Source organism: Pseudomonas sp. B3(2017) (assembly GCF_002113595.1).
Taxonomy (GTDB): Bacteria; Pseudomonadota; Gammaproteobacteria; order Pseudomonadales; family Pseudomonadaceae; genus Aquipseudomonas; species Aquipseudomonas ekonensis.
The window spans coordinates 108,682-130,571 of sequence record NZ_NEIU01000004.1 but is presented as its reverse complement, the minus strand read 5'-3'; the positions used below and the strand labels follow the sequence as shown (position 1 = coordinate 130,571).

The following is a 21,890-nucleotide window of genomic DNA, read 5'->3' as shown; positions in this document are numbered from 1 at the left end:
CGGCGAAAGATCCGCTGCCGGGCAGATGAAATTTTTGTCAGCCATGCACCGCCAGATCCGACGGACACCGCAATCCCCCGCACAAGGTATGATGTCGCCGCTTGCCGGGCATCAGTCGCCCGGCGACTGTGCCTTACGCCGGAGTCCGCCCGCCATGCCCCGCATCACCCACTTCAAGTCACCGTGCCCCGAAGGCATCAACAGCCAGATTCTGCAGATGGTCGTCGATTACCTGACCGACATCAGCGCCATCGGCCTGGGCCCCAGCAACCTGCTGTACAACGTCTACCAGTACGCGGTCGGCTACGAGGTGCACCTGTACCTGGAGGCGTTGAACGGGGAGAAGGGCACGGAGGTGGAACTGTTGGTCGCCACCGACGAGGACGATCCGGAGCAGGTCGCCGGGTTCTTGCTGTACCTGCCGGTGCAGGGCGATTGGGAGGCGTGCAACGTCGCCTACCTGGCCGTGCGTGAAGGGCATCGGCGCCAGGGCCTTGCGCGGGCGATGGTCGGCGAGATGCTGGCCCGTTACCCCCATGCCGAACTGACGTGCACCGTGGGCAAGGTGCCGTACTTCGAAGCCATGGGCTTTCAGGTGATCGGCCAACGGGCGACGCAGGTGCTGATGAGCACCCGCCATCACCGCAGCAGCGGACTGAGCGGCTACATCGACACGACGCCGATCTACCGCTCGCTGGAAGTGCAGCAGATCCACACCTACCTTTTGCAGAAGCACGGCAAGCGGGCGATGCTCGATGCGGAAAAGCAGCGCGACCGGCATCTGGACCAGGTGACGCGGCGCACGGAAGCGTTTGTCCGCCAGCGCCTGACCCTGCACTGATTCCCCGCGCGGCGGCACCGGTTTACGCAGACAAAAAAAGAGCCTCAAGACTCTTTGATGGGGAGGAAGTAGAGCCCGTGAGGCTCAAGATGCGCATGAAGCGAAGCGCGGGCTTGATAGGGGTTCAATGCACCCGCGCCTACGCAGCGGTCTGGCGGACCAGCGGCTGCGTAACTCCATCGTAGGAAGGTGCGCGGGCGGCCTCAAGTACCGTCAGTCACCTGCTTTGCGGCTCTTTCGACCAAGGCGAAAACCACGGCGAACAGCTCGTCGCGGGCCTGGGCGGCAGTGATCTCTTCGCTCGCCGCCGCCTGGGACAGCGCCTCGGCGGCGCCCAGCATCGCGCGCAGGCTCGCTTGGGTGATGGCTGCACCCTGAGTGAAGGGCAGCAATGCATTTCGGCACTTTTCCAGGAAGATCGCTTCGTACTCCCGTTTGATCTTCTCCAGCTCCGGGGTGCTGGCCAATGCGGCGATCACCCCGGGAATCTCTTTGCCTTGGGTCAGCACGCAGTCGACGTATTGCGTGGCGATCACCTGCGCAGTGTCGGTCAGGCGCGGCGCGCAGGTGGCCAGCGCGGCGTCCATCAGAGCGGTCTGGCGCCGGTCGAAATCCTGGTACAGCGCGGCCAGCAGGCCGGCCCGGGTGGTGAAGTGGTCGTAGACCACCGGTTTGGTCACGCCGGCCTTCTCCGCCAGATACCCGAGGGTCAGGGCGTCGGTGCCTTGTTCGCGAATCAGCTGCCAGGCCTGTTCGAGCAGTTGGCGATGGCGATCCGCCCGCGACAGGCGTCGCCGGGGCTGGGCGGGTTTGGGGATTTCGGTGGTTGACATGGGTTATATACCAAACGTAGTTTACTTTCGGTAGCTTACCGATAGTAGCTTGCCTGGAGTATAGAGCCCCCGGCGCGCGTCCACCACCTGGAGATTCCCATGCACGCATTGATTGTTGTGGATCATCACGATGACCGTTCATTGACCCATGCGCTGGCGCAGCGGATCGCGCAAGGCGTGACGGCGGCCGATCCGGCCCACACGGTCGAAATCGCCGACCTGCATGCCGAAGGTTTCGATCCGCGTTTCACCCGGACGGACTGGGCCGTGCACCACCGCGAATCGCCGCCGCCAGCGGATGTCCTGGCCGAGCAGGCGCGCATCGACCGCGCCGATGCGTTGGTGCTGGTCTTTCCGGTGTTCTGGTGGGCGATGCCCGGGCTGCTCAAAGGTTGGATCGACCGGGTGTTCAGCAACGGCTGGGCCTTCGATTTCGACGGCGGAACGGGGCTTTCGAAGAAGCTGGGCCGCTTGCACGTGCACTTGGTCGGCCTCGGCGGGGCGGACGCTGGCACTTACGAACGGCACGGCTACGGTGCGGCGATGAAGGCGCAGATCGAGCACGGCATCTTCGACTACTGCGGGGCGACGGTGGGTCGTTCGACGCTGTTGCTGGAATCGGAGCTGCAGGATCCGGCGCTGCATCTGCAAACCGCCCACGCGCTGGGGCTCGGCCTGTTCAAGTGAAGGCCGGCCCCGCACGAAACATCAGGCGCCGGGCCAACCGGCCTTGTCGAGCGCGGCGAGCAAGGTGTCGGCGTCCAGCGCCGGCACCGTGTGCCCGTTGCCTTCGGTGGTCTCGGCCGCCAGCAAGGCGTTGATGATGGCTTCTTCGACCGCTTCGGTGGCCGCCAGGAACAGCGCGCTGATGTGGTCGTTGGTGACCATGCGCAGCCCGTCGCAGGTCGGTGCGCCCTTGCGTTCGTAGGCGGCGGGCGGGATGTGGTCGTTGCCGGTGGCGAAGGCGATGAACAGGTCGCCGCTCTGGTCTTCGTTGCCGCCCCCGGTGCGGGCCAGGCCAAGGCTGGCCCGTTGCGCCAGGCGTGTGCATTGGTGCGGCAGCAACGGCGCGTCGGTGGCCAGGCAGACGACGATCGATCCCATGCCCGGATGGGGCAGGGCCGCGTCCGTGAACGGTGAGGCCTTCGGTTCCAGAAAACGGCCCACCGGGTAGCCGTCCACCCGCAGTTCCCGGCGCACGCCATGGTTGGCCTGGACGATGGCCCCCACCGTCCAGCCACCTTGGGTCGTGTCCAGGCGGCGCGACGCGGTGCCGATGCCGCCCTTGAACTCGTGGCAGACCATGCCGCTGCCGCCGCCGACGGCGCCTTCCGCCACCGGGCCGCCCGTCGCCGCGTTGGCGGCGTCGAATACATGTTCGGGTTTCACGTGGAAGCCGTTGATGTCGTTGAGCAAGCCGTCGAAGGTCTCCAGCACCACCGGCATGTTCCAGTACAGGCGGCCGTCGTCCGGTTGCTGCGCCCGGTCCTGCGCAATCAACGCATCGCGCACCACGCCCAGGCTGTGGGTGTTGGTGAAGGCCACCGGGCTGGTCAACAGGCCCGCTTCGCGAATCCACTCCAGCCCCGTGGCGTCGCCGTTGCCGTTGAGCACATGCACCCCGGCGAAGCACGGTTGGCGGTTGGTCGAACCGGCGCGGGGCTCGATCAGGGTGACGCCGGTGCAGATGTCGCGGCCGGCGGCGCTGCGGCCGCGCACGCTGCTGTGGCCGACCCGCACGCCGGGCACGTCGGTGATGGCGTTGAGCGGGCCGGGCTGCAACCGGCCGATGCGGATGTTCAGGTCTCTGGCGCGGGGTTTCATCGGTTCAGTCTCTCGGTAAAGGTGAAGGGGTGTGCACAACGGTCTTGCCTGGGCCCTGCGGCGATTTGGATGACGCCATCGCCAGCAGGCTGGCTCCCACAGTGGATCGTGGGTGTGCATGGAATCTGCGGTCAGCTCTCAAACCTGCAGTTGATGCTTGCTACTGACCATTCTTGACCTTGCTCCACACCCGCGTGCGCACACGTTCGGTGGCTTTGGGCAGCGGTTCGAGGGTGAACAGCGTCGCCATCGCCGAGGCGGGCGGGTAGACCGCGAGGTTGTCACGGGTGGCCGCGTTGAGCAGCGCGGTGGCCGCGCGGTTGCCGTTGGGGTAGGACAGGTGGTCGGTGACCGGCGCGATGACCTCCGGGCGCAGCAGGTAATCGATGAACGCCAGGCCTTGGGCCGGGTGCGGTGCGTCCTTGAGCAGCACCAGCGTGTCGAACCACACCGGCGCGCCTTCCTTGGGCAGACTGTAGGCGATTTTCACGCCGTTGCCGGCCTGTTCGGCGTTGGTCTTGGCTTCGAGCATCGCCCCCGACCAGCCGACCGCCACGCAGATGTTGCCGTTGGACAGGTCGCTGATGAACTTCGACGAATTGAAGTAGGCGATGTGCGGGCGCAGCTTGAGCAGCAGCGCTTCGGCCTTGCGGTAGTCCTCGGCGTCGGTGCTGTTGGGCGGCAGGCCGAGGTAATGCAGGGCCACCGGCAGCATCTCCGAGGGGGAGTCGAGCATGGCCACGCCGCACTCGCCAAGCTTGGCCAGGTTCTCTTCCTTGAACACCAGGTCCCAGGAATCCACCGGCGCCTTGTCGCCGAGGGCGGCGCGCACCTTGTCGATGTTGTAGCCGATGCCGTTGGTGCCCCACAGGTAGGGCACGGCGTAGCGGTTGCCGGGGTCGTTGTCGGCCAGTTTGCCGAGCAGGCCGTCGTCCAGGTTCTTCCAGCCCGGCAACCGGTCGCGGGGCAGCGGGGCGAGAGCGCCGGCCTGGATCAGGGTCGGCAGGCTGTAGTTGCTGGCCACCACCACGTCGTAGCCGCTGCGGCTGGTCATCAGCTTGCCTTCCAGCACCTCGGCGCTGTCGAAGGTGTCGTACACCGGCTCGATGCCGCTGTCGCGCTTGAAGTCATGCAGGGTCGTCGGGCCGATGTAGTCGTACCAGTTGTAGACGTGCACGCTCGGCGCGTCAGTGGCCATGGCGGCCGAAGCCACCGCCACGCAGGCGCCAAGGCCCAGGTTGATATACCCACGGTGACGACGCATGATGCGGCACTCCTGGCCTGCGGCAGGCCGGTGATTGACGGGAGCGCTCAGGCTATCGGGCCGGCGGCGGCCCACCCATTCCCATCAAGGGTTACTCAAAAGGGGTAGTGCGTGGACGCATTGCTGAAGGAACTGCCCGTTCACCAGAGCCTGGCGCGGATGTTCGGCGCCGTGGGCCAGGACGGTTTCTGGCGCGCGCTGGTGGATACCCTGCGGTTGCTGGTGCCGCTGGACAATGCCCTGGTGGCGCTGATGGCGCCGGGCCGGGCGCCGCAGTTGCTGACCGATTTCGACAGCGCGGCCCACCCCGACGAGCAGGAAGACCTGGCCGGCTACAGCGCCGGCCTGTACCAGCTCGACCCGTTTCACCAGGCGGCGGTCGCCGGCATCGCCGACGGGCTGCACAGCCTGGCGTCGGTGGCGCCGGACCAGTTCATGCAGAGCGAGTACTACCAAAGCTACTTCCGCTCGGTGGTCGGGGCCGATGAGCTGCAGTTTCTGGTCAACGTCGAGGGTGGGGTGCTGAGCCTGTCGTTGGGCCGTTCGACGGTGTTCGGCACTGAAGAGCAGGGGCGCCTGCTGTGCGTGCGCGACTGGGTGCTGGCGGCGATGCGCCGGCATGCGCAGTTGCTGCCGCCGCAAGGGGCGGTCGCCGAAGCGCCGGCCGGGGATCTGGCGACGTTGCTCGACCGCTTCGACGCGCGCCTGACATCGCGGGAAATCGACACCGCGCGGCTGATCCTGCAAGGCTTCTCCAGCAAGGCCATCGCCCGGGAGCTGGGCATCTCGCCGGAGACCGTGAAGGTGCACCGGCGCAACCTCTACCACAAGCTCAACGTCACCGGGCACGGCGAGCTGTTCGCGCTGGTGCTGCGGCCTGCCTGACACACCGCCATCGCCAGCAGGCTGGCTCCCACAGGGATCCGGGTGTTCACGGGCTCGGTGTTCAACCGCAATCCCCTGTGGAACCAGCCTGTCAGGCCCATCATTCTTGGCTGACAGACCGCCATCGCGGGCAAGCCCGCTCCCACAGTGTCCGAGGTGTTCGCGGATTCTGCATACACCCGCGATACCTGTGGGAGCGGGCTTGCCCGCGATGGCGGTGCGTCAGTCTCCCACGATGCTGGTAATGCGCACGATGGACCGCAGCGTCAGTCCAGGCGCCGGAACACCAAGGCCTTCAGGCCGCTTTGCGGATCGATGTCGGGAAACTCCGGCGGGTTCTCCAGCCGCCGTTCGAAACGCAGCCCGGGCGCTTCCCGCGTCACGCCCTCGATCAGGAAATCCGGGCCGAACGACGGATCGTTCATGCAGGCCAGCACCGTGCCTTGCGGGGTCAGCAGTTCCGGCAGGCGGCGCAGCACGCGCTGGTAGTCCTTGGTCAGCAGGAAGCTGCCTTTCTGGAACGACGGCGGGTCGATGATCACCAGGTCATACGGCCCGCCGTTGATCACCTTGCCCCAGGACTTGAACAGGTCGTGGCCGAGGAAACTCACCTTGCCCAGGTCATGGCCGTTCAGGCGGTGGTTGTCCCGGCCCCGGCTCAGGGCGGCGCGGGACATGTCCAGGTTGACCACATGGCTGGCGCCGCCCTCGATGGCCGCCACGGAAAAGCCGCAGGTATAGGCGAACAGGTTCAGCACCCGCTGGCCCGCCGCCTGCCCGCGCACCCAGTCGCGCCCGTAGCGCATGTCGAGGAACAGCCCGGCGTTCTGCTTGCGGCCCAGGTCCACCCGGTACTTCAGGCCGCCCTCGACGAGCGTCATCTCGTCGATTTCCTCGCCCAGCAGCCATTCGGCGGTGCTTTGCGGCAGGTAACGGTGCTGGATCAACAGGGTGTGGGCGCCGGACTGGCGCCACTGCGCCGATCCGGTGAGTTCCAGCAGCATCCCCTTGAGCGCTTCGAGCCGCTGCGCCTCCGGTTCCTTGAACAGCGACACCAGCACCACGCCCTGCAGCCAGTCCACGGTGACCTGCTCCAGATCCGGCCAGCAACGCCCGCGCCCATGGAACAGGCGGCGGGTCTCGGCGGGGGGCGAGGCCAGCGCGTCGAGCAGATGGGCGTGGAGGAGGGCAAGGGCTTGAGGGGTCATCAATCGGAATCGGCAAACGAAAAGGGCGGGCATTTTACCCACAAAAAACCGGCGTCGCGGACTCTGCCTGCGGGCAGCGGGAAAATCGTCTGTATCAAAAATGAATTTCCTCGCAGGCATCGGCTCATACCAGATAAGAAGCGGATCCGATCCGCGACACTGTTCATGCAATTCAGGGAGTGACCGTTCATGTGCCCAGTACCGACGGCGAATTCGCAACGGCCTGGCGAGTTGATTCTGGTGGTCGAGGACGATCCGCTGATTCTGGAGTTTCTCTGCGAAATCCTGCAGGAGGAGGGTTTCCGGGTCGAGCCGCAGACCAGCGCCGACGCGGCGTCCGAGTATCTGGAGGCCCACGCGCCGGAGGTGGCGCTGCTGCTCACCGACATCACCATGCCGGGCACGCTCAACGGGGCGGATCTGGCCAATCTGGTGGGTGACCGTTGGCCGGACAAGCCGGTGATGGTCATGTCCGGCTACGAGACGCCGCAGACCTCCGGGGTTCGGCATCCGGTGGCGTTCATCAAGAAGCCCTGGGCCATCGGCCAACTGCTCGACTGCGTGGCTGTCGCCTTTAAGTTCAAGGCCCCGCGCCTGCTGCACTGATCCTTTGCGCAAGTGTTACATTGCCGGGCACATTTGCCCGGCCCCTTGCCTGAGGATGCGACCCCTTGCCTGCCCTTGATGCTGTGCTCAACCGCGCGTTCGGCGCGTTCCTGTTCGACATGGACGGCACCGTCCTCAACTCTATCGCCGCCGCCGAGCGGATCTGGTCGGCGTGGGCGGTGCACCACGGGGTGGACGTCGATTCGTTTCTGCCGACCATCCATGGCGTGCGGGCCATCGACACCATCCGGCGGCTGAACCTGCCGGGGGTGGATGCGCAGGCGCAGGCGGCGTACATCACCGTGGCGGAAATCGAAGACGTCGAGGGCGTTGTCGAGATTCCCGGCGCGGCGGCGTTCCTCAAGGCCTTGCCGGCGGATCGCTGGGCCATGGTGACCTCGGCGCCGCGGGATCTGGCCCTGCGGCGGATGGCGGCGGCGGGGATCCCCGAGCCGGCGGTGATGATCACCGCCGAAGACGTGACCACCGGCAAGCCGGATCCGGCCGGCTACAGGCTGGCGGCCGAACGCCTGGGCGTCGAGCCGGGCGATTGCCTGGTCTTCGAGGACGCGACCGCCGGCATCCTCGCCGCCGAGGCCGTCGGCGCGCCGCTGATGGTCATCACCGCGACCCACCAGTACCCGCTTGAGACCCCGCACGCGACGATTGACCGTTATGACGGCTTGGAGATCCGCGCCGGCAGCGACGGGCGGTTGTCGCTCAGCGCAAAACGGCGGGATGGCTGACCGCAGGCAACCGAGGCAAGGCATGCAGGGTCCTGTGGGGTACAGGGATTTTGTAGGCGCCCGGGATCCTCGTGGGAGCCAGCCTGCTGGCGATGGCGGCGTGTCAGGCGCCGCTGAAGTCGGCGCCCCGGGTCAATAGATGCCCGGCAACAAGCGCCAGGTGCGGGCGCAATAGGCGTCGTACTCGCTGCCGAACTGCGCCCGCAGCAGGGCTTCCTCGGAGTGGATGCGCGCGATCAGCGGGATCAGCGTCACCGCCGCCAGCAGCAGGCCCACCGTTGAACGGAACGCCAGCGCCCAGCCGACCGCGTTCACCACCAGCCCCAGGTAGCTCGGGTTGCGCAGGCGCCGGTAGATGCCGTCGGTAACCAGCCGGTGCCCCGGCTGGATGGCCACCAACCCGCTGAAGCGGTGCCCCAGCACGAACACCGGCCACAGGCGCAGCGCGCCGCCGGCGATGAACAGCACAGCCCCCACCCAACGCACGCCTTCGCGGCCGAAGGTCCAGAAGCCGATCCTGTCGCAATACGCCGGCAGCACGGCGCTGACCAGCCCGATCACGCCGAACGCCGGGATCACCCAGCGGTTGGCCCGGTCTTCCCGTTCGCCGGCACTCAGGTTCACCTCGCTGAACAGCGAGGCCACCACCATCGCCAGGGTCGCCAGCGCCACCACCACCAACGCCCCGTGGGAGAAGAACACCGCCACGCCGCCGATGCCCCACATCGCCAGGCCCAGGTACGCGAGCGTGGCCAGCACCGCGACGACGGTCATCTGTGCAGACATCTTCATGGAACCCTCAACCCTGGCTGCCGTTGCGTTGAGTGTAGTTGCCGGTTTCGTCGTGCGGGGCCCCGGCGGCGGGGTGGGCTACGCTTGAGGAAGGGACATCCGCCATCCTAACCGACCGCGGCCCGGCGCGGATGTCGCCGGGCTGCGGCGCACTCCGGAGGCCGTCATGCTGCACATCCGCACGCCGTTGATCCTTCATCCGACGCTCTCGACACCGCAGCGCCGCATTTGGCTGAAACTGGAGAACCTGCAACCGGGCGGCTCGTTCAAGCTGCGCGGCATGGGCCTTCTGTGCAGCCAGGCGGCGGCGCAGGGCAAGTTCAAGGTGGTGTGCCCGTCCGGCGGCAACGCGGGGCTGGCCACGGCGGTGGCGGCGGCCCGGTTGGGCCTGCAGGCCTGTATCGTGGTGCCGCACACCACCCCGGAGGCGACCCGCGCGCGCATTCGCCGGGCCGGGGCCGAGGTGATCGTGCACGGCAAGGTCTGGGACGAGGCCAACCAGCGGGCGCGGGAACTGGCGGGCGCGGCGGACACCGAATACGTGCCGGCCTTCGACCACCCGGTGCTGTGGCGCGGGCACAGCTCGATGGTCGACGAAATCCTCGAGGACTGCCCGCAGGTCGACACCGTCGTCACCTCGGTGGGCGGCGGCGGGCTGCTGGCGGGGATCCTCACCGGGCTGCTGCGCCACGGGCGCCGCGACTGCCGCATCGTCACCTGCGAGACCCAGGGCGCCGCCTCGTTCGCGGCGGCGGTCGAGGCCGGTCATCCGGTGCGCCTGAGCCGGATCGACACCGTGGCCACGTCCCTCGGCGCGGCCCAGGTGGCGGCCTGGCCGGTGGCGCACATCGGCGAATTTGCCCACCGATGCCTGGTGCTGTCCGACGACGATGCGATCCTGGGTGTGGTGCGCTACGCCAGCGACCTGCGCCAACTGGTCGAGCCGGCCTGCGGCGTTTCGCTGGCGGTGGCCTACCTCGACCACCCGGCGCTGGCCGGTGCCCACGACGTGGTGATCATCGTGTGCGGCGGGGTCAGCATCAGCGCGCAACTGGTGGCGGGGTGGGCGCGCACCACCGACCAGTAGTCGGTGACGGCGCCGCTGCGGCGCACAGGGACTATTCTGGACGGATCCTTTTTTGCGCCTAAGGTGCCCGCGATGATCAACCTGGCCACAGCCCATCTGTTCGCCGGCTACAAGCGCTGGGCCAACCGGCGCCTGTTCGACAGCCTGCAAGCGTTGCCGGCGGAGGAAATCACCCGGGAGCGCAAGACCATCTTCAAAAACATGATCGGCACACTGAACCACATCTACGTGGTCGACCGGATCTGGCAGGCGCACCTGGAAGGGCGCAGCCACGGCTTCGAGACGTCCCACGATCTGGTCTACGCCGATCTCGCCGAACTGCGCCGGGCCCAGGAGGAAGCCGATGACTGGTACTGCGCCTGGAGCGCCGGGCAGACCGAAGCGTCGTTGAACCATCCGGTGGACTTCACGTTCGTGTCCGGCGACGGCGGCACGATGAGCGCCGGGGCGATTTTCCTGCATGTGGTCAACCACAACAGCTACCACCGGGGCTGGGTGATCCAGATGTATTTCGAGATCCCGCAGATGCCGCCGATGACCGACCTGCCGGTGTACCTGCGCGAGGTCGACCCCGGCTTCAAGGCGTTCAGTGCGCCGGCAGAGGCGCCGACATGTGACGGGCAATCAGCGAGCGCAGCCAGCGTTCCGCCGGATCGTTGTCGTTGACCCCGTTCCAGACCATCGACAGCTCCGAGGGAATGATCTCGAACGGCGGCTCGTCGGCCCGCAGCACGCCGCTGCCCTCGACCAGCGCGCAGGCGGCGAAGTCCGGCACGGTGGCGAGCATGTCGGTGCCGGCCAGGATCGCCCGCAGCGGCGCGAACTGCGGCACCGCCAGCACCACCCGGCGCGAACGGCCGACCCGGGCCAGGTCGTTGTCGATGGCGCCGCCCAGGTCCCCGGAGAACGACACCAGCGCATGGGGCCGTTCGCAGTAGTCGTCCAGGGTCAGCGCACCGGGACGGTCGTCGCCGCGCAGGATCTTGCAGCGCAGGTCGCGCAGTTTCTTGCGCTTGGCGTTGGCCGGCAGGTCGGTGGTGTAGCTGACGCCGACGGAGATCTCGCCGGAGGCGAGCATCGACGACATCAGCAGGAAATTCACCCGGCGGATCACCACCACGACATTCGGCGCCTCTTCGCGCAGTTGCTTGAGCAGCGGCGGCAGCAGGCCGCACTCGGCGTCGTCGGACAGGCCGATGCGGAACACGTCGCGGCTGCTCAGCGGGTCGAAGTCCTTGGCCCGGCTGACCGCGCCGGAGATGGTGTCCATCGCCGGCTGCAACTCCTTGAGGATCGCCAGGGCCCGCTGGGTCGGTTCGAGGACGCGGCCGTTGCGCACCAGCAACGGGTCGTCGAACAGATCCCGCAGCTTGGCCAGCGAGGCGCTGACGGCGGGCTGGCCGAGGAACAGCTTCTCCCCGGCGCGGGTCAGGTTCTTCTCGAACATCAGGGTCTCGAAAATCACCAGCAGGTTCATGTCGACGCGGCGCAGGTCGTTGCGGTTCATGCCGATGGACTCCGGGGTTGGCGGAGTCTTCAGTGTAGGAGTCGTTGCGGGATCCGGGCGGCTTGACGTTGGATCCACCGCGGGCGCAGCCTGTGGGCTTTCGAACGAACACCGTTACCCATCGATGAGGTGAAGGCATGAAGATCGATTTGAGCGCAAAACTGGCCATCGTCAGCGGCAGCACCGGCGGGATCGGCCTGGGCATCAGCCGGTCGCTGGCCGAGGCGGGCGCCACTGTGGTGGTGATCGGCCGCGACCCGGCCAAGGTCGAGCAGACGCTGGCGGGCATCCGTCGCCAGGTGCCGGGAGCGCAGCTGCGCGGCCTGGCCGCGGATCTGGGCACCGCCGAAGGCGCGCAGGCGCTGTTCGCGGCGGAGCCGGTGGCCGACATCCTGGTGAACAACCTCGGGATCTTCAACGATGTGGACTTCTTCGAGGCGTCGGACAGCGAGTGGGCGCGCTTCTATGAGGTCAACGTGATTTCCGGCGTGCGCCTGGCCCGCCATTACGTGCCGGCGATGGTCGAGCGCGGATGGGGGCGGGTGATCTTTCTGTCTTCGGAGTCCGGCGTGGCGACACCGGCCGACATGATCAACTACGGCGTGACCAAAAGCGCCAACCTGGCGGTGTCCCATGGCTTGGCCAAGCGCCTGGCGGGCACCGGCGTCACGGTCAACGCGGTCCTGCCGGGGCCGACCTTCACCGACGGCCTGGAAGAGATGCTCAAGGACGCCGCCGCCGAATCCGGCCGCACCCTGCGCGACGAGGCCGATGCGTTCGTGCGCAAGGCGCGCCCCACCTCGATCATCCAGCGGGTGGCCGATGTGGAGGAGGTCGCGCACCTGGTGACGTACATCGCATCGCCGCTGTCGTCGGCCACCACCGGCGCCGCGCTGCGGGTCGACGGGGGCGTGGTCGACAGCCTGACGATCTGAACGGGCGGGGTTTGCCGGCGGAGTCTGACCGGCCGCCATCGCCAGCAGGCTGGCTCCTGCCGTTCAGCGGGGAAGGGGGATTTCAGGGCTGTGAAATCAGGCTCTCCCGGCAGTCCAGCGCCAGCTTCGCGCCACCCAGCTCACTGCGGCCGACCTCCAGGCTGAAGCCGTGCAGGCTGACGATCGCCGCGACGATCGACAGCCCCAGGCCGAAGCCGTTTTTCGGTTGCCCGCCCTCGGCGCGGTAGAAGCGCTGGAACACCGCTTCGCGTTCGGACTCCGGAATGCCGGGGCCGGAGTCGTGCACTTCGATCCGCGTGTGCCCCGCCGCGTCGACCCCGCGCAGGATCACCGTGCCGCCGGGCGGCGTGAACTTGATCGAGTTGCTCAGCAGGTTCGCCACGGCCTCGAACAGCAGCGCCCGGTCGCCGTTCAGGGGCGGCAGGGACTCGGGCATCTGCAGTTCGAAGCGCAGTTGGTCTTCCTCGGCCAACGGCAGGTAGAACTCGTGCAGCTCCTCAAGCAACTGCACCGGCTCCAGCTCGACGAACCCCGAGCGGCGCTGCCGGTCCTCCAGCTCGGAGATCCGCAGCAGGCCGCGAAAGCGCGCCATCAGCGTATCGGCCTCGGCCAGCACCAGATCCAGTTGCGCCGCCTCCTGCGAGCCTTCGCCGGCCTGCTGCTGCATGCGGTACAGCTGCGCCCGCAGGCGGGTCAGCGGGGTGCGCAGGTCGTGGGCGATGTTGTCGCACACGCCTTTGACTTCGTTCATCAGCCGCTCGATGCGCTCAAGCATGGCGTTGACGATGGCGGCGAGCATGTCCAGCTCGTCGCGACGGTTGGACAGCGGCAGGCGCCGGGTCAGGTCGCCGGCGACGATGGCCTGGGCACTGGCCTGGATCGCGCGGATCCGGCGCAGCGGCCGGCGGCGCAGCAGGTGCCAGCCGGCGATGCCCGGCAGGATGGTCAGCGACACGCCCCAGAGCAGCGCGTGCAGGATGATCCGGGTCACGGCGAACAGCGAGCCGTTGTCCCGCAGCAGGATCAACCAGCGCCCGTCGCGGGTCTGGGTCGCCACGGCGTCGCAGCTGTCGGCGGGCAGGGTCGGGTCGTCGGAGTCGGCGCAGTCGGCCAGGGTGTGGATCTTGCCGTCCAGCGGCAGGCCGTCGGGGATCTGCTGCAAGGCGCCGCCCAGGTAACGGCGGTGCGCATCGAACAGGCCATAGGCGTCGATGCCGCGGATGTCGAAGGTCATGCTCGCGGCCAGCGCGTCTTCCAGCTGCTCACCGCGAAAGTGGGAGAACAGGTGCTGGCGCTGCATCAGCGAATGCTTGGCCAGGTTGTCGAGGTAGCTCGACACCTCGAAGTACATGACCCCCATCAGGATCGCGCTCCAGGCCACGAACAGCGAACTGTAGAGCGCCAGCAGCCGGCTGCTGGAGGAACGCCAGCCGTCAGACGGGTTCGGCAATGACATAACCCGAGCCTCGCACCGTGCGGATCAGCGGGACATTGCCCGGCGGGTCGATCTTCTTGCGCAGGCGGCCGATGTGCACGTCGATCAGGTTGGTGCCGGGGTCGAAGTGATAGCCCCACACCTCTTCGAAAATCATCATGCGCGACAGGATCTGGCCGCTGTTGCGCATCAGGAACTCCAGCAGCTTGTACTCGGTGGGCAGCAGCGTCAGCACCTGTTCGGCGCGGCGGGCCTCGTGGCTGATCAGGTCCAGCTCAAGGTCCGCCACGCGCAGCGTGGTGGGTTGGGCGCCGCCGTTGTGCTGGCGGCGCAGCAGCACTTCGACCCGGGCCGCCATCTCGTCGGTGGCGAAGGGTTTGGTCAGGTAGTCGTCGCCGCCGGCCCGCAGCCCGCGCACCCGCTCATCGACGTCGGAGAGGGCGCTGATCATCAGGATCGGCGTGGCCACGCCCATGGTGCGCAGGGTGGTGACGATGGCCAGGCCGTCGAGCTCGGGCAGCATGCGGTCCAGGGTGATCAGGTCGTAATGGCCGTTGACGGCGCGTTCCAGGCCTTCGCGGCCGTTGTCGACCCAATCCACGTCGAGCCCGTGGCTGCTCAGTTCGGCGACGATCTCCCGGGCGGTCACGGCGTCGTCTTCGATGGTCAGGATGCGAGTCATGAGGGGCCTGCTGATCGGTTCAAACGGAATGGCTGCATTTTGCCAACATTTATCGGTGACGCTTTAAATTAACTTTCATGTTGTAGCCGCCAATGAGCGAAACCGGAAATCCCATTCACTGCCAACATTGATATCATCTGGCCACAATTTCAATCGGAAGGGACACCGTGGCCACCATGATCGTCAGAGGCTGGATACCGTTGACGGGGGTGTTGCTGGCGCTGGCTTGCGCGTCGGCATCGGCGGCCAACACACCGTGCTCGGGCAAGAAGGGCGGGATCGCCCGGTGCGACGGGGACCTGTTCCTGTGCAACGACGGTTCCATCAGCGGTTCGAAGAAAAGCTGCGCGGCGATGTTCGGCGATCGGCGCGCGGCAAGACCGCAGACGCTGCTGCAAAGCGACGACGGCTGCGCCTGCGGCACCGGCTCGTTCTGCACCGGGCCGCGCGGCGGGGTCTACTGCCTGACGCCGAGCGGCAACAAGAGCTATCGGCGCAAGTGACCTTCCCCCGGCCAATGCATAACGCCCGCTGCGACCGTCCGGTCGTTGCAAAGTGCATGGCCGATGCATATCGGCGAATTACAGCCCATTGAAAAACAACGATTTATTCAAAGTCGTGGTCTGGCACGGTCGGTGCAATTGGTCTGATGACGAGTTGTAACACCATCTTTCATGCCGGGAGCGCCACAACAATGAATAGATCCTCCGATGGGTTTTATCCTGACTTTGAAGCCGGGGCGGGCACTGTCTCGGGCGTGTCTTGGGGCGCCATCTTCGCCGGTGCGGCGGCGGCTGCTGCCTTGTCGACGATCCTGGTGCTGCTGGGCATCGGCCTGGGGTTCTCGGCGGTGTCGCCATGGGCCGGGGAGGGCGTCAGCGCCAAGGGCCTGGGCATCTCCGCCATTGTCTGGCTGGCGGCGACGCAGATTGTCGCCTCAGGCCTGGGCGGCTACATCGCCGGGCGCTTGCGGGTGAAGTGGGCCGCCCTGCACGGTGACGAAGTGTACTTTCGCGACACCGCCCACGGCTTCCTGGCCTGGTGCGTGGCGACGCTGGTCACCGCGACCCTGGTCGCCGGCTCGGTCAGCGGCGTGGTCGGTGGCGGCCTTCAGGCCGGAGCCCAAGCGGTCGGCGGTGCAGCCGGCAGCCTGACGCAGGCGGCGGGCACCGACACCGACCGGTACGGTTACTTCGTCGACAGCCTGTTCCGCGACGGGCGTCCCGCCGCCGTGAGCGACGATGCCGTGCGCGGCGACGTGACCCGGATCTTCGCCCAGAGCCTGGCCAACGGTCAGCTCAGCGCCGAGGACCGTACCTACCTCGCCCAGTTGGTCGCGCAGCGCACCGACCTGACCCAGGCCGACGCCGAACGCCGGGTCGACGACGTGTACGCCCGCACCCAGAAAGCCATCGCCGACGCCAAGCTCAAGGCCCAGCAAGCGGCCGACGCCGCCGCCAAAGCGGCCGCCTGGACTTCGTTGTGGATGTTCGTCGCCCTGTTGGCCGGCGCGTTCTTCGCCAGCCTCGCCGCCACGTTCGGCGGTCGCCGCCGGGATGCGGTCGAGTATGTCGAGGTCGAGACCTACGCCGCCGTCAGCGTTCCCCCTGTCCGTTAACCGAGGAGTTTGGCCATGCGCTCACTACTGCTGTTTTTCCTTGGCGTGCCGATCCCGATCATCATCCTGATCGCCCTGTTCGTGCACTGAAGCCTCGTTCCCCTCAGGCCTGCCTGTCCCGGTCGTCGGATCGACCCCGGGCAGCAGGCCTTTCACTGGCCTGGATCAATATTCCCTCTCGCGGTATCCCCTACCGTAAAACTTCCACGCCCTTGCCGCTGGATCGACTACATTGCTTGCGCGCGCACTGTTGTTGCGCTGACGCAGGACCGCTGCCTGCCCGATAGAGAGACAAATCCCACGGGCCGGCAAAGGTGTAGTGCAGCAAGGAGCTGACGCAACCTCACCTGAACTTTTCACGGATGATTCGCAATGCACTGCCAAGAAAGAACCTTTGATATCCAGCCGTTGGCGCAGGCGGATATGACTGTCCACATCAACGGCCAACCCGTCACCGCCGCCATCGGCGAAACCGTCCTCAGCGTCATTCAGTCCCTGGGCGTGCGCCAGGTCGCGCGCAACGACCACAACCAGATCAGCGGGGCCTACTGCGGCATGGGCGTGTGCCAGTGCTGCCTGGTGAAGATCAACGGGCGGCACAAGCGCCGCGCCTGCCAGACCGTGGTGCGCGAGGGCATGCGCATCGAGACCCAGGTCAACCGCATCCACGGGCAGGAGGTCGTATGAGCCAGCATCCGGTCATCGTCGGCGGCGGTCCGGCGGGCATGGCGGCGGCCACCGAACTGGCCCGCCATGGTGTGCGCTGCATCCTGCTCGAAGAGGCTTCGCGGCTGGGCGGCGTGGTCTATCGCGGACCTCTGCGCGACGGCGTGCAGCTGGACTACCTGGGGCCGCGCTATTCCGAGGTGCTGGGCAAACTGCACGGCGAATTCCGCGAGCAGGCCGGGCTGATCGACGTGCGCCTCAACCACCGGGTGGTCGGCGCCGAGGGCACGCGTTCGCTGGTGGTGCTGGACGGCGACGAGCGCCTGCACGAGATCGCCTATCCGCAACTGCTGCTGGCGGCCGGCTGCCATGAGCGCAGCGTGCCGTTCCCCGGCTGGACGCTGCCGGGCGTGATCATGCTCGGCGGCCTGCAATTGCAGATCAAGAGCGGCGTGGTCAAGCCGCAAGGGCCTGTGGTGATCACCGGCACCGGGCCGCTGCTGCCGTTGGTGGCGTGCCAGTTGCACGCCTCCGGCGTCAGCGTAGCGGGCGTCTACGAGGCCTGCGCGTTCGGCAAGATCGCCCGGGAAAGCCTGGCGCTGCTGAACAAGCCGCAGCTGTTCCTTGACGGCGTGAGCATGCTGGCCTACCTCAAGCTGCACGGCATTCCGATGAACTACGGCTGGGGCGTGGTCGAGGCCCATGGCGAAGGCGAACTGAAGAGCGTCAGCGTGGCGCCGTACTCGGCGACCTGGGAGCCGGACATGAGCCGCGCCGAGCGTATCGAGGCCAAGACCCTGGCGGTCGGCTACGGCTTCATCCCGCGCACCCAACTGAGCCAACAGATGGGCCTGGACCACGGCTTCAGCGACGACGGCTACCTGCGTGCCAACGCCGATGTCTGGCAGCAGAGCAGCGAGTCCCACGTGCACCTGGCCGGCGACATGGGCGGCATCCGCGGCGGCGAGGCGGCGATGCTCGCCGGCAAGATCGCCGCGACCTCGATCCTGTTGCAGCGGGGCGTGCTGGAAGAAGAACTGGCGCGGGTGCGGCGCGACCGCTACCTGGGCAAGCTCAAGGCCATCGTGCGCTTCCGTGCTGCGGTGGACCGCTACACCGAACGCGGCGTCGGCCAGACCGCGTTGCCGGCGGCGGACACGGTGATCTGCCGCTGCGAGCACGCGACCCGCGCCGACATCGACCGGGCGCTGGAGCAGGGCGTGCAGGACATCGCCAGCCTGAAGATGCGCACCCGCGTGAGCATGGGCGACTGCCAGGGGCGGATGTGCGTCGGCTATTGCAGCGACCGTCTGCGCCAGGCCACCGGCCGCCGCGATGTGGGCTGGCTGCGGCCGCGTTTCCCGATCGATCCGATTCCTTTTTCCGCGTTCCAGTCCCTCGGCACGGAGGCCGTTTCCCATGAGTAAGTTCTATGACGTGGTCATCGCCGGCGGTGGCGTGATCGGCGCGTCCGTCGCCTATCAGCTGTCCAAGCGCAAGGACCTGAAGATCGCCCTGATCGACGCCAAGCGCCCCGGCAACGCCACCCGCGCCTCGGCCGGCGGCCTGTGGGCCATCGGCGAGTCGGTGGGGCTGGGCTGCGGAGTGATCTTCTTTCGCATGATGTCGGCCAACCGCAAGCGCGAGACCCAGGGCGCGGCGGTGGCGGTGGACGCCAGCACGCCGCACATCCTGCCGCCGTCGTTCTTCGACTTCGCCCTGCAGTCCAACGCCCTGTACCCGGCGCTGCATCGGGAGCTGGCCGACAACCACGGGATGGATTTCAAGTTCGAGAAGACCGGCCTCAAGTTCGTCATCTACGACGACGAGGACCGGATGTACGCCGAGCACATCGTCGGCTGCATCCCGCACCTGGCCGACCAGGTGCGCTGGCTCGATCAGGCGGCCCTGCGCGAATCGGAGCCGAGCGTCAGCCATGAGGCGCGCGGGGCGCTGGAGTTCCTCTGCGACCATCAGGTCAGCCCGTTCCGCTTGGCCGACGCCTACACCGAAGGCGCCCGGCAAAACGGCGTGGACCTGTTCTTCAACACCAACGTCACCGGGGTGCTGCACCACGGCTCACGGGTGACCGGCGTGCAGACCGCCGAAGCCGGGGTGTTCCATTGCAAGACCCTGGTCAACGCCGCCGGCGCCTGGGCGGCGGACTTGAGCGAATGGGCCACCGGGGTGCGGATCCCGGTGAAACCGGTGAAAGGCCAGATCCTGCTGACCGAGCGCATGCCCAAGATCCTCAACGGCTGTCTGACCACCAGCGACTGCTACGTGGCGCAGAAGGACAACGGCGAGATCCTGATCGGCAGCACCACCGAGGACAAGGGCTACGACGTGACCACCACCTGGCCGGAAATCGCCGGGCTGGTGCAAGGCGCGGTGCGCTGCCTGCCGGAACTGGCGGACATCAACCTCAAGCGCACCTGGGCCGGGCTGCGGCCGGGCTCGCCGGACGAACTGCCGATCCTCGGGCCGATGGCGGGGGTGGAGGGTTACCTCAACGCCTGCGGGCACTTCCGCACCGGGGTGCTGACCTCGGCGATCACCGGCGTGCTGCTCGACAAGCTGATCAACGATGAACCGCTGCCGCTGGACATCACCCCGTTCCTGGCGGACCGCTTCGGGGCGACACCGGTCAAGGAAGAGCGGGAGCTGGAAATGGCGTGATCCGGAAGCGGCCTGCCCTCGGCGGTGGCTGACACACCGCCATCGCCAGCAGGCTGGCTCCCACAGGGGATCTCTGGTGTTTGCAGAATCTCTGCTCACCGCATAACCCTGTAGGAGCTTGCCTGCAAGCGATGGGGCCGGCACAGCCGACATCTCTGTTGCCTGACATGCCGCCATCGCCAGCAGGCTGGCTCCCACAGGGGATCTCTGGTGTTTGCAGAATCTGGGCTCACCGCAAAGCCCTGTGGGAGCTGCGGTGCGACGACTCGACTTGCCAGCGATGAGGCCGGCACAGCTGGCCTCTTCGACGGCTGACACTCCGCATGGGCCTAGGCCTTGCGCGATTGCTCTTCCAGTTGATCCGACTCGAACAGCCTTGCCAGTTCCGCCCGGGCTTCCTGGGCGGTCTGCAGCACCTTGGCCGCGTCGTCGTACACCGCGTGCTGGGCTTCGAGCACCTGTTCGTCGTGGTGCTTGAAGCGCTTGATCCGCGCATCGGCCTGTTCCTGGGTCAACCCAAGCCCGACCAGGGTGCGGCGGCTCATCTCCAGGCTGGAGTAATACGTCTCGCGCACCGCTTCGGCCCCCACATCCACCAGCCGGTGCACGTGCTGACGGTTACGCGCCCGGGCGATGATCTTCATGTGCGGGTAGAGCTTGCGCACGACCTCGGCGGTCTTGATGTTGGTCTCCGGATCGTCGGTGGCGATCACGAAGTATTCCGCATCGCCGACCTTGGCCGCGCTGAGGATTTCCGGACGCATCGGGTCGCCGTAGAACACCGGCACGCCGCCGAAGCTGCGCGACAGCTCGATGGTTTCCACCGAGGTGTCCAGGGCCACGAACTTGATGTTCTGCGCCCGCAGGATCCGCGCCACGATCTGGCCCATCCGGCCCATGCCGGCGATCACCACCCGCGGGGTGTCGGTGTCGATCTGGCGGAATTTCTCCGGCACTTCCACCGGCTGCACCTTGGGGCTGACCAGCCGCGCGCAGATCAGCATCAGCAGCGGCGTGAGCGCCATCGACAAGGTGATGGTCAGCACCAGCAGGTCGTACAGGCGCGGTTCGAACAGGCCCTGGTCGCGGCCGATCTTGAACACCACGAACGCGAATTCACCGCCGGCCGCCAGCACGATGCCCAGGCGCACGGCACTGATCTTGCTCAGCCCGCCGGCCAGCCGCCCGACCACGAACAGCAGCGGCAGCTTCAGGGCGATCAACAGCAGCGTCAGCCCCACCACGGTGACCGGCGCGCTCAGCAGCAGGCTGAGGTTGGCGCCCATGCCGACGCTGATGAAGAACAGGCCCAGCAGCAAGCCCTTGAACGGTTCGATCTGCGCTTCCAGCTCATGGCGGTATTCCGAGTCCGCCAGCAGCAGACCGGCGAGGAACGCCCCCAGCGCCATCGACACGCCCACCAGATCCATCAGCCACGCCGTGCCGATCACCACCAGCAGTGCGGTGGCGGTGGAGACCTCCGGCAGCCCGGTCTTGGCCACCACGCGAAACACCGGACGCAGCAGATAGCGCCCGCCGATCACCACCACGGCGATGCTGCCTAGCACCTGCAGGCTATGGCGCACATCGTCGGCGCCGCTGGTGTGGTGATCGACGCCGGCCAGCATCGGCACCAGCGCGATCAGCGGGATCGCGGCGATGTCCTGGAACAGCAGGATCGCGAACGCCAGCCGCCCATGGGGGCTGGTCAGTTCCTTGCGCTCGGCCAGGCTCTGCAGGCCGAACGCCGTGGACGACAACGCCAGGCCCAAGCCCAGCACAATGGCGCTGTTGAGCGTTTGGCCGAACACCGACAACGCCACCACGCCGATCACCGAACCGGTCAGCAGCACCTGGGCCAGGCCCACGCCGAACACCGATTTGCGCATTACCCACAAACGTCGCGGCGACAGTTCCAGGCCGATGATGAACAACAGCAGCACCACGCCCAGTTCGGAAATGTGGCTGACGCTCTGCGGATTGCCGATCAGGCCCAGCACCGATGGGCCGATGATCACCCCGGCGAACAGATAGCCGAGCACCGCGCCCAACTGCAGGCGCTTGGCCAACGGCACGGTGAGCACGGCGGCGAAGAGAAAGACGACGGCGGCTTGCAACAGGTTGCCTTCATGGGGCATGGCACAACTCCAGAACTCGGTACGGCGGGGGAGCAAGGATAAAGGCTCACCCCGCGACGTACCACCGGCGCAGACCTGGTGCGACTGTCCCTCGGATCACTGTGGAGGGCCAGCCTGCTGGCG

22 protein-coding genes are annotated in these 21,890 nt (G+C 67.1%); 13 read left to right on the top strand and 9 right to left on the bottom strand.

The genetic code is table 11. From position 1 onward, the window contains the following. The first annotated feature begins 154 nt into the window (after positions 1-154). Positions 155-841 (top strand): GNAT family N-acetyltransferase, encoded by a 687-nt coding sequence (locus CAG33_RS07580; protein ID WP_085579917.1) that lies wholly within the window; start codon positions 155-157, stop codon positions 839-841. Between the two features lie 203 nt (positions 842-1,044). On the opposite strand, the gene CAG33_RS07575 is transcribed toward CAG33_RS07580, so the two are convergent. Further along, positions 1,045-1,674, bottom strand: a complete 630-nt coding sequence (locus CAG33_RS07575) for a TetR/AcrR family transcriptional regulator (RefSeq protein WP_085637602.1) — start codon at positions 1,672-1,674, stop codon at positions 1,045-1,047. Positions 1,675-1,773: 99 nt separating this feature from the next. Between CAG33_RS07575 and CAG33_RS07570 the strand changes: the two genes are divergently transcribed. After that, positions 1,774-2,361, top strand: a complete 588-nt coding sequence (locus tag CAG33_RS07570) for an NAD(P)H-dependent oxidoreductase (protein WP_085630498.1) — start codon at positions 1,774-1,776, stop codon at positions 2,359-2,361. A gap of 21 nt (positions 2,362-2,382) precedes the next feature. On the opposite strand, the gene CAG33_RS07565 is transcribed toward CAG33_RS07570, so the two are convergent. Then, positions 2,383-3,498 (bottom strand): P1 family peptidase, encoded by a 1,116-nt coding sequence (locus CAG33_RS07565; protein ID WP_085637599.1) that lies wholly within the window; start codon positions 3,496-3,498, stop codon positions 2,383-2,385. Positions 3,499-3,658: 160 nt separating this feature from the next. Beyond that, positions 3,659-4,762 carry an extracellular solute-binding protein gene (locus tag CAG33_RS07560; protein WP_085579923.1) on the bottom strand — a complete coding sequence of 368 codons (1,104 nt, stop codon included), beginning with the start codon at positions 4,760-4,762 and terminating at the stop codon, positions 3,659-3,661. 111 nt (positions 4,763-4,873) lie between these two features. On the opposite strand from CAG33_RS07560, the gene CAG33_RS07555 reads away from it, so the two are divergent. Further along, positions 4,874-5,647 carry a helix-turn-helix transcriptional regulator gene (locus tag CAG33_RS07555; protein ID WP_085579925.1) on the top strand — a complete coding sequence of 258 codons (774 nt, stop codon included), beginning with the start codon at positions 4,874-4,876 and terminating at the stop codon, positions 5,645-5,647. A gap of 266 nt (positions 5,648-5,913) precedes the next feature. Here the strand turns inward: CAG33_RS07555 and CAG33_RS07550 are convergent, their stop codons facing one another. Then, positions 5,914-6,855: a class I SAM-dependent methyltransferase gene (locus CAG33_RS07550; RefSeq protein ID WP_085630492.1), complete on the bottom strand. Its 942-nt coding sequence runs from the start codon at positions 6,853-6,855 to the stop codon at positions 5,914-5,916. 189 nt (positions 6,856-7,044) lie between these two features. On the opposite strand from CAG33_RS07550, the gene CAG33_RS07545 reads away from it, so the two are divergent. Next, positions 7,045-7,461, top strand: coding sequence for a response regulator (locus tag CAG33_RS07545; protein ID WP_085579929.1), 417 nt, complete (start codon positions 7,045-7,047; stop codon positions 7,459-7,461). 65 nt (positions 7,462-7,526) lie between these two features. Next, positions 7,527-8,207, top strand: a complete 681-nt coding sequence (locus tag CAG33_RS07540) for an HAD-IA family hydrolase (RefSeq protein ID WP_085637595.1) — start codon at positions 7,527-7,529, stop codon at positions 8,205-8,207. A 132-nt stretch (positions 8,208-8,339) separates the two neighbouring features. Here the strand turns inward: CAG33_RS07540 and CAG33_RS07535 are convergent, their stop codons facing one another. Next, on the bottom strand, positions 8,340-8,999 hold the full coding sequence (locus CAG33_RS07535) for an isoprenylcysteine carboxylmethyltransferase family protein (RefSeq protein ID WP_085630486.1): 660 nt from the start codon (positions 8,997-8,999) through the stop codon (positions 8,340-8,342). Between the two features lie 166 nt (positions 9,000-9,165). On the opposite strand from CAG33_RS07535, the gene CAG33_RS07530 reads away from it, so the two are divergent. Together CAG33_RS07530 and CAG33_RS07525 are read left to right on the top strand one after the other, a co-directional pair. Next, on the top strand, positions 9,166-10,086 hold the full coding sequence (locus tag CAG33_RS07530; RefSeq protein ID WP_085637592.1) for a pyridoxal-phosphate dependent enzyme: 921 nt from the start codon (positions 9,166-9,168) through the stop codon (positions 10,084-10,086). A gap of 72 nt (positions 10,087-10,158) precedes the next feature. Beyond that, complete coding sequence (locus CAG33_RS07525) at positions 10,159-10,752, top strand: DinB family protein (protein WP_085630481.1); 594 nt, start codon at positions 10,159-10,161, stop codon at positions 10,750-10,752. Here CAG33_RS07525 and CAG33_RS07520 read toward each other — a convergent pair. Then, positions 10,673-11,593 (bottom strand): LysR substrate-binding domain-containing protein, encoded by a 921-nt coding sequence (locus CAG33_RS07520; protein WP_085579940.1) that lies wholly within the window; start codon positions 11,591-11,593, stop codon positions 10,673-10,675. The genes CAG33_RS07525 and CAG33_RS07520 overlap by 80 nt on opposite strands. A gap of 137 nt (positions 11,594-11,730) precedes the next feature. Here CAG33_RS07520 and CAG33_RS07515 point away from each other — a divergent pair, with 137 nt between their 5' ends. Continuing rightward, positions 11,731-12,528: an SDR family NAD(P)-dependent oxidoreductase gene (locus CAG33_RS07515; RefSeq protein ID WP_085637588.1), complete on the top strand. Its 798-nt coding sequence runs from the start codon at positions 11,731-11,733 to the stop codon at positions 12,526-12,528. Positions 12,529-12,610: 82 nt separating this feature from the next. On the opposite strand, the gene CAG33_RS07510 is transcribed toward CAG33_RS07515, so the two are convergent. Both CAG33_RS07510 and CAG33_RS07505 read right to left on the bottom strand, forming a co-directional pair. After that, positions 12,611-14,005 (bottom strand): HAMP domain-containing sensor histidine kinase, encoded by a 1,395-nt coding sequence (locus CAG33_RS07510; protein WP_085579944.1) that lies wholly within the window; start codon positions 14,003-14,005, stop codon positions 12,611-12,613. Next, the gene (locus tag CAG33_RS07505) at positions 13,983-14,666 is read right to left on the bottom strand and encodes a response regulator transcription factor (RefSeq protein WP_085579946.1); all 684 of its coding nucleotides are present in this window, start codon (positions 14,664-14,666) and stop codon (positions 13,983-13,985) included. The genes CAG33_RS07510 and CAG33_RS07505 overlap by 23 nt, the downstream gene beginning before the upstream one ends. 176 nt (positions 14,667-14,842) lie before the next feature. On the opposite strand from CAG33_RS07505, the gene CAG33_RS07500 reads away from it, so the two are divergent. From CAG33_RS07500 to hcnC, 5 genes are all read left to right on the top strand, one after another. Further along, positions 14,843-15,169 (top strand): hypothetical protein, encoded by a 327-nt coding sequence (locus CAG33_RS07500; protein WP_085637819.1) that lies wholly within the window; start codon positions 14,843-14,845, stop codon positions 15,167-15,169. 191 nt (positions 15,170-15,360) lie between these two features. Then, positions 15,361-16,284 carry a hypothetical protein gene (locus tag CAG33_RS07495; protein ID WP_085579948.1) on the top strand — a complete coding sequence of 308 codons (924 nt, stop codon included), beginning with the start codon at positions 15,361-15,363 and terminating at the stop codon, positions 16,282-16,284. A gap of 372 nt (positions 16,285-16,656) precedes the next feature. Next, complete coding sequence (locus CAG33_RS07490) at positions 16,657-16,971, top strand: (2Fe-2S)-binding protein (protein WP_085579950.1); 315 nt, start codon at positions 16,657-16,659, stop codon at positions 16,969-16,971. Further along, positions 16,968-18,377, top strand: a complete 1,410-nt coding sequence (gene hcnB, locus CAG33_RS07485; protein WP_085637584.1) for a cyanide-forming glycine dehydrogenase subunit HcnB — start codon at positions 16,968-16,970, stop codon at positions 18,375-18,377. Before CAG33_RS07490 ends, hcnB begins: the two co-directional genes overlap by 4 nt. After that, entirely contained in the window at positions 18,370-19,629 is a 1,260-nt protein-coding gene (gene hcnC, locus CAG33_RS07480) for a cyanide-forming glycine dehydrogenase subunit HcnC (RefSeq protein ID WP_085637581.1), read from the top strand. Before hcnB ends, hcnC begins: the two co-directional genes overlap by 8 nt. Positions 19,630-19,958: 329 nt before the next feature. On the opposite strand, the gene CAG33_RS07475 is transcribed toward hcnC, so the two are convergent. Further along, a complete protein-coding gene (locus CAG33_RS07475; protein WP_085579956.1) occupies positions 19,959-21,767 on the bottom strand; it encodes a monovalent cation:proton antiporter-2 (CPA2) family protein in 1,809 nt (602 codons plus the stop codon). Positions 21,768-21,890: the final 123 nt, after the last annotated feature.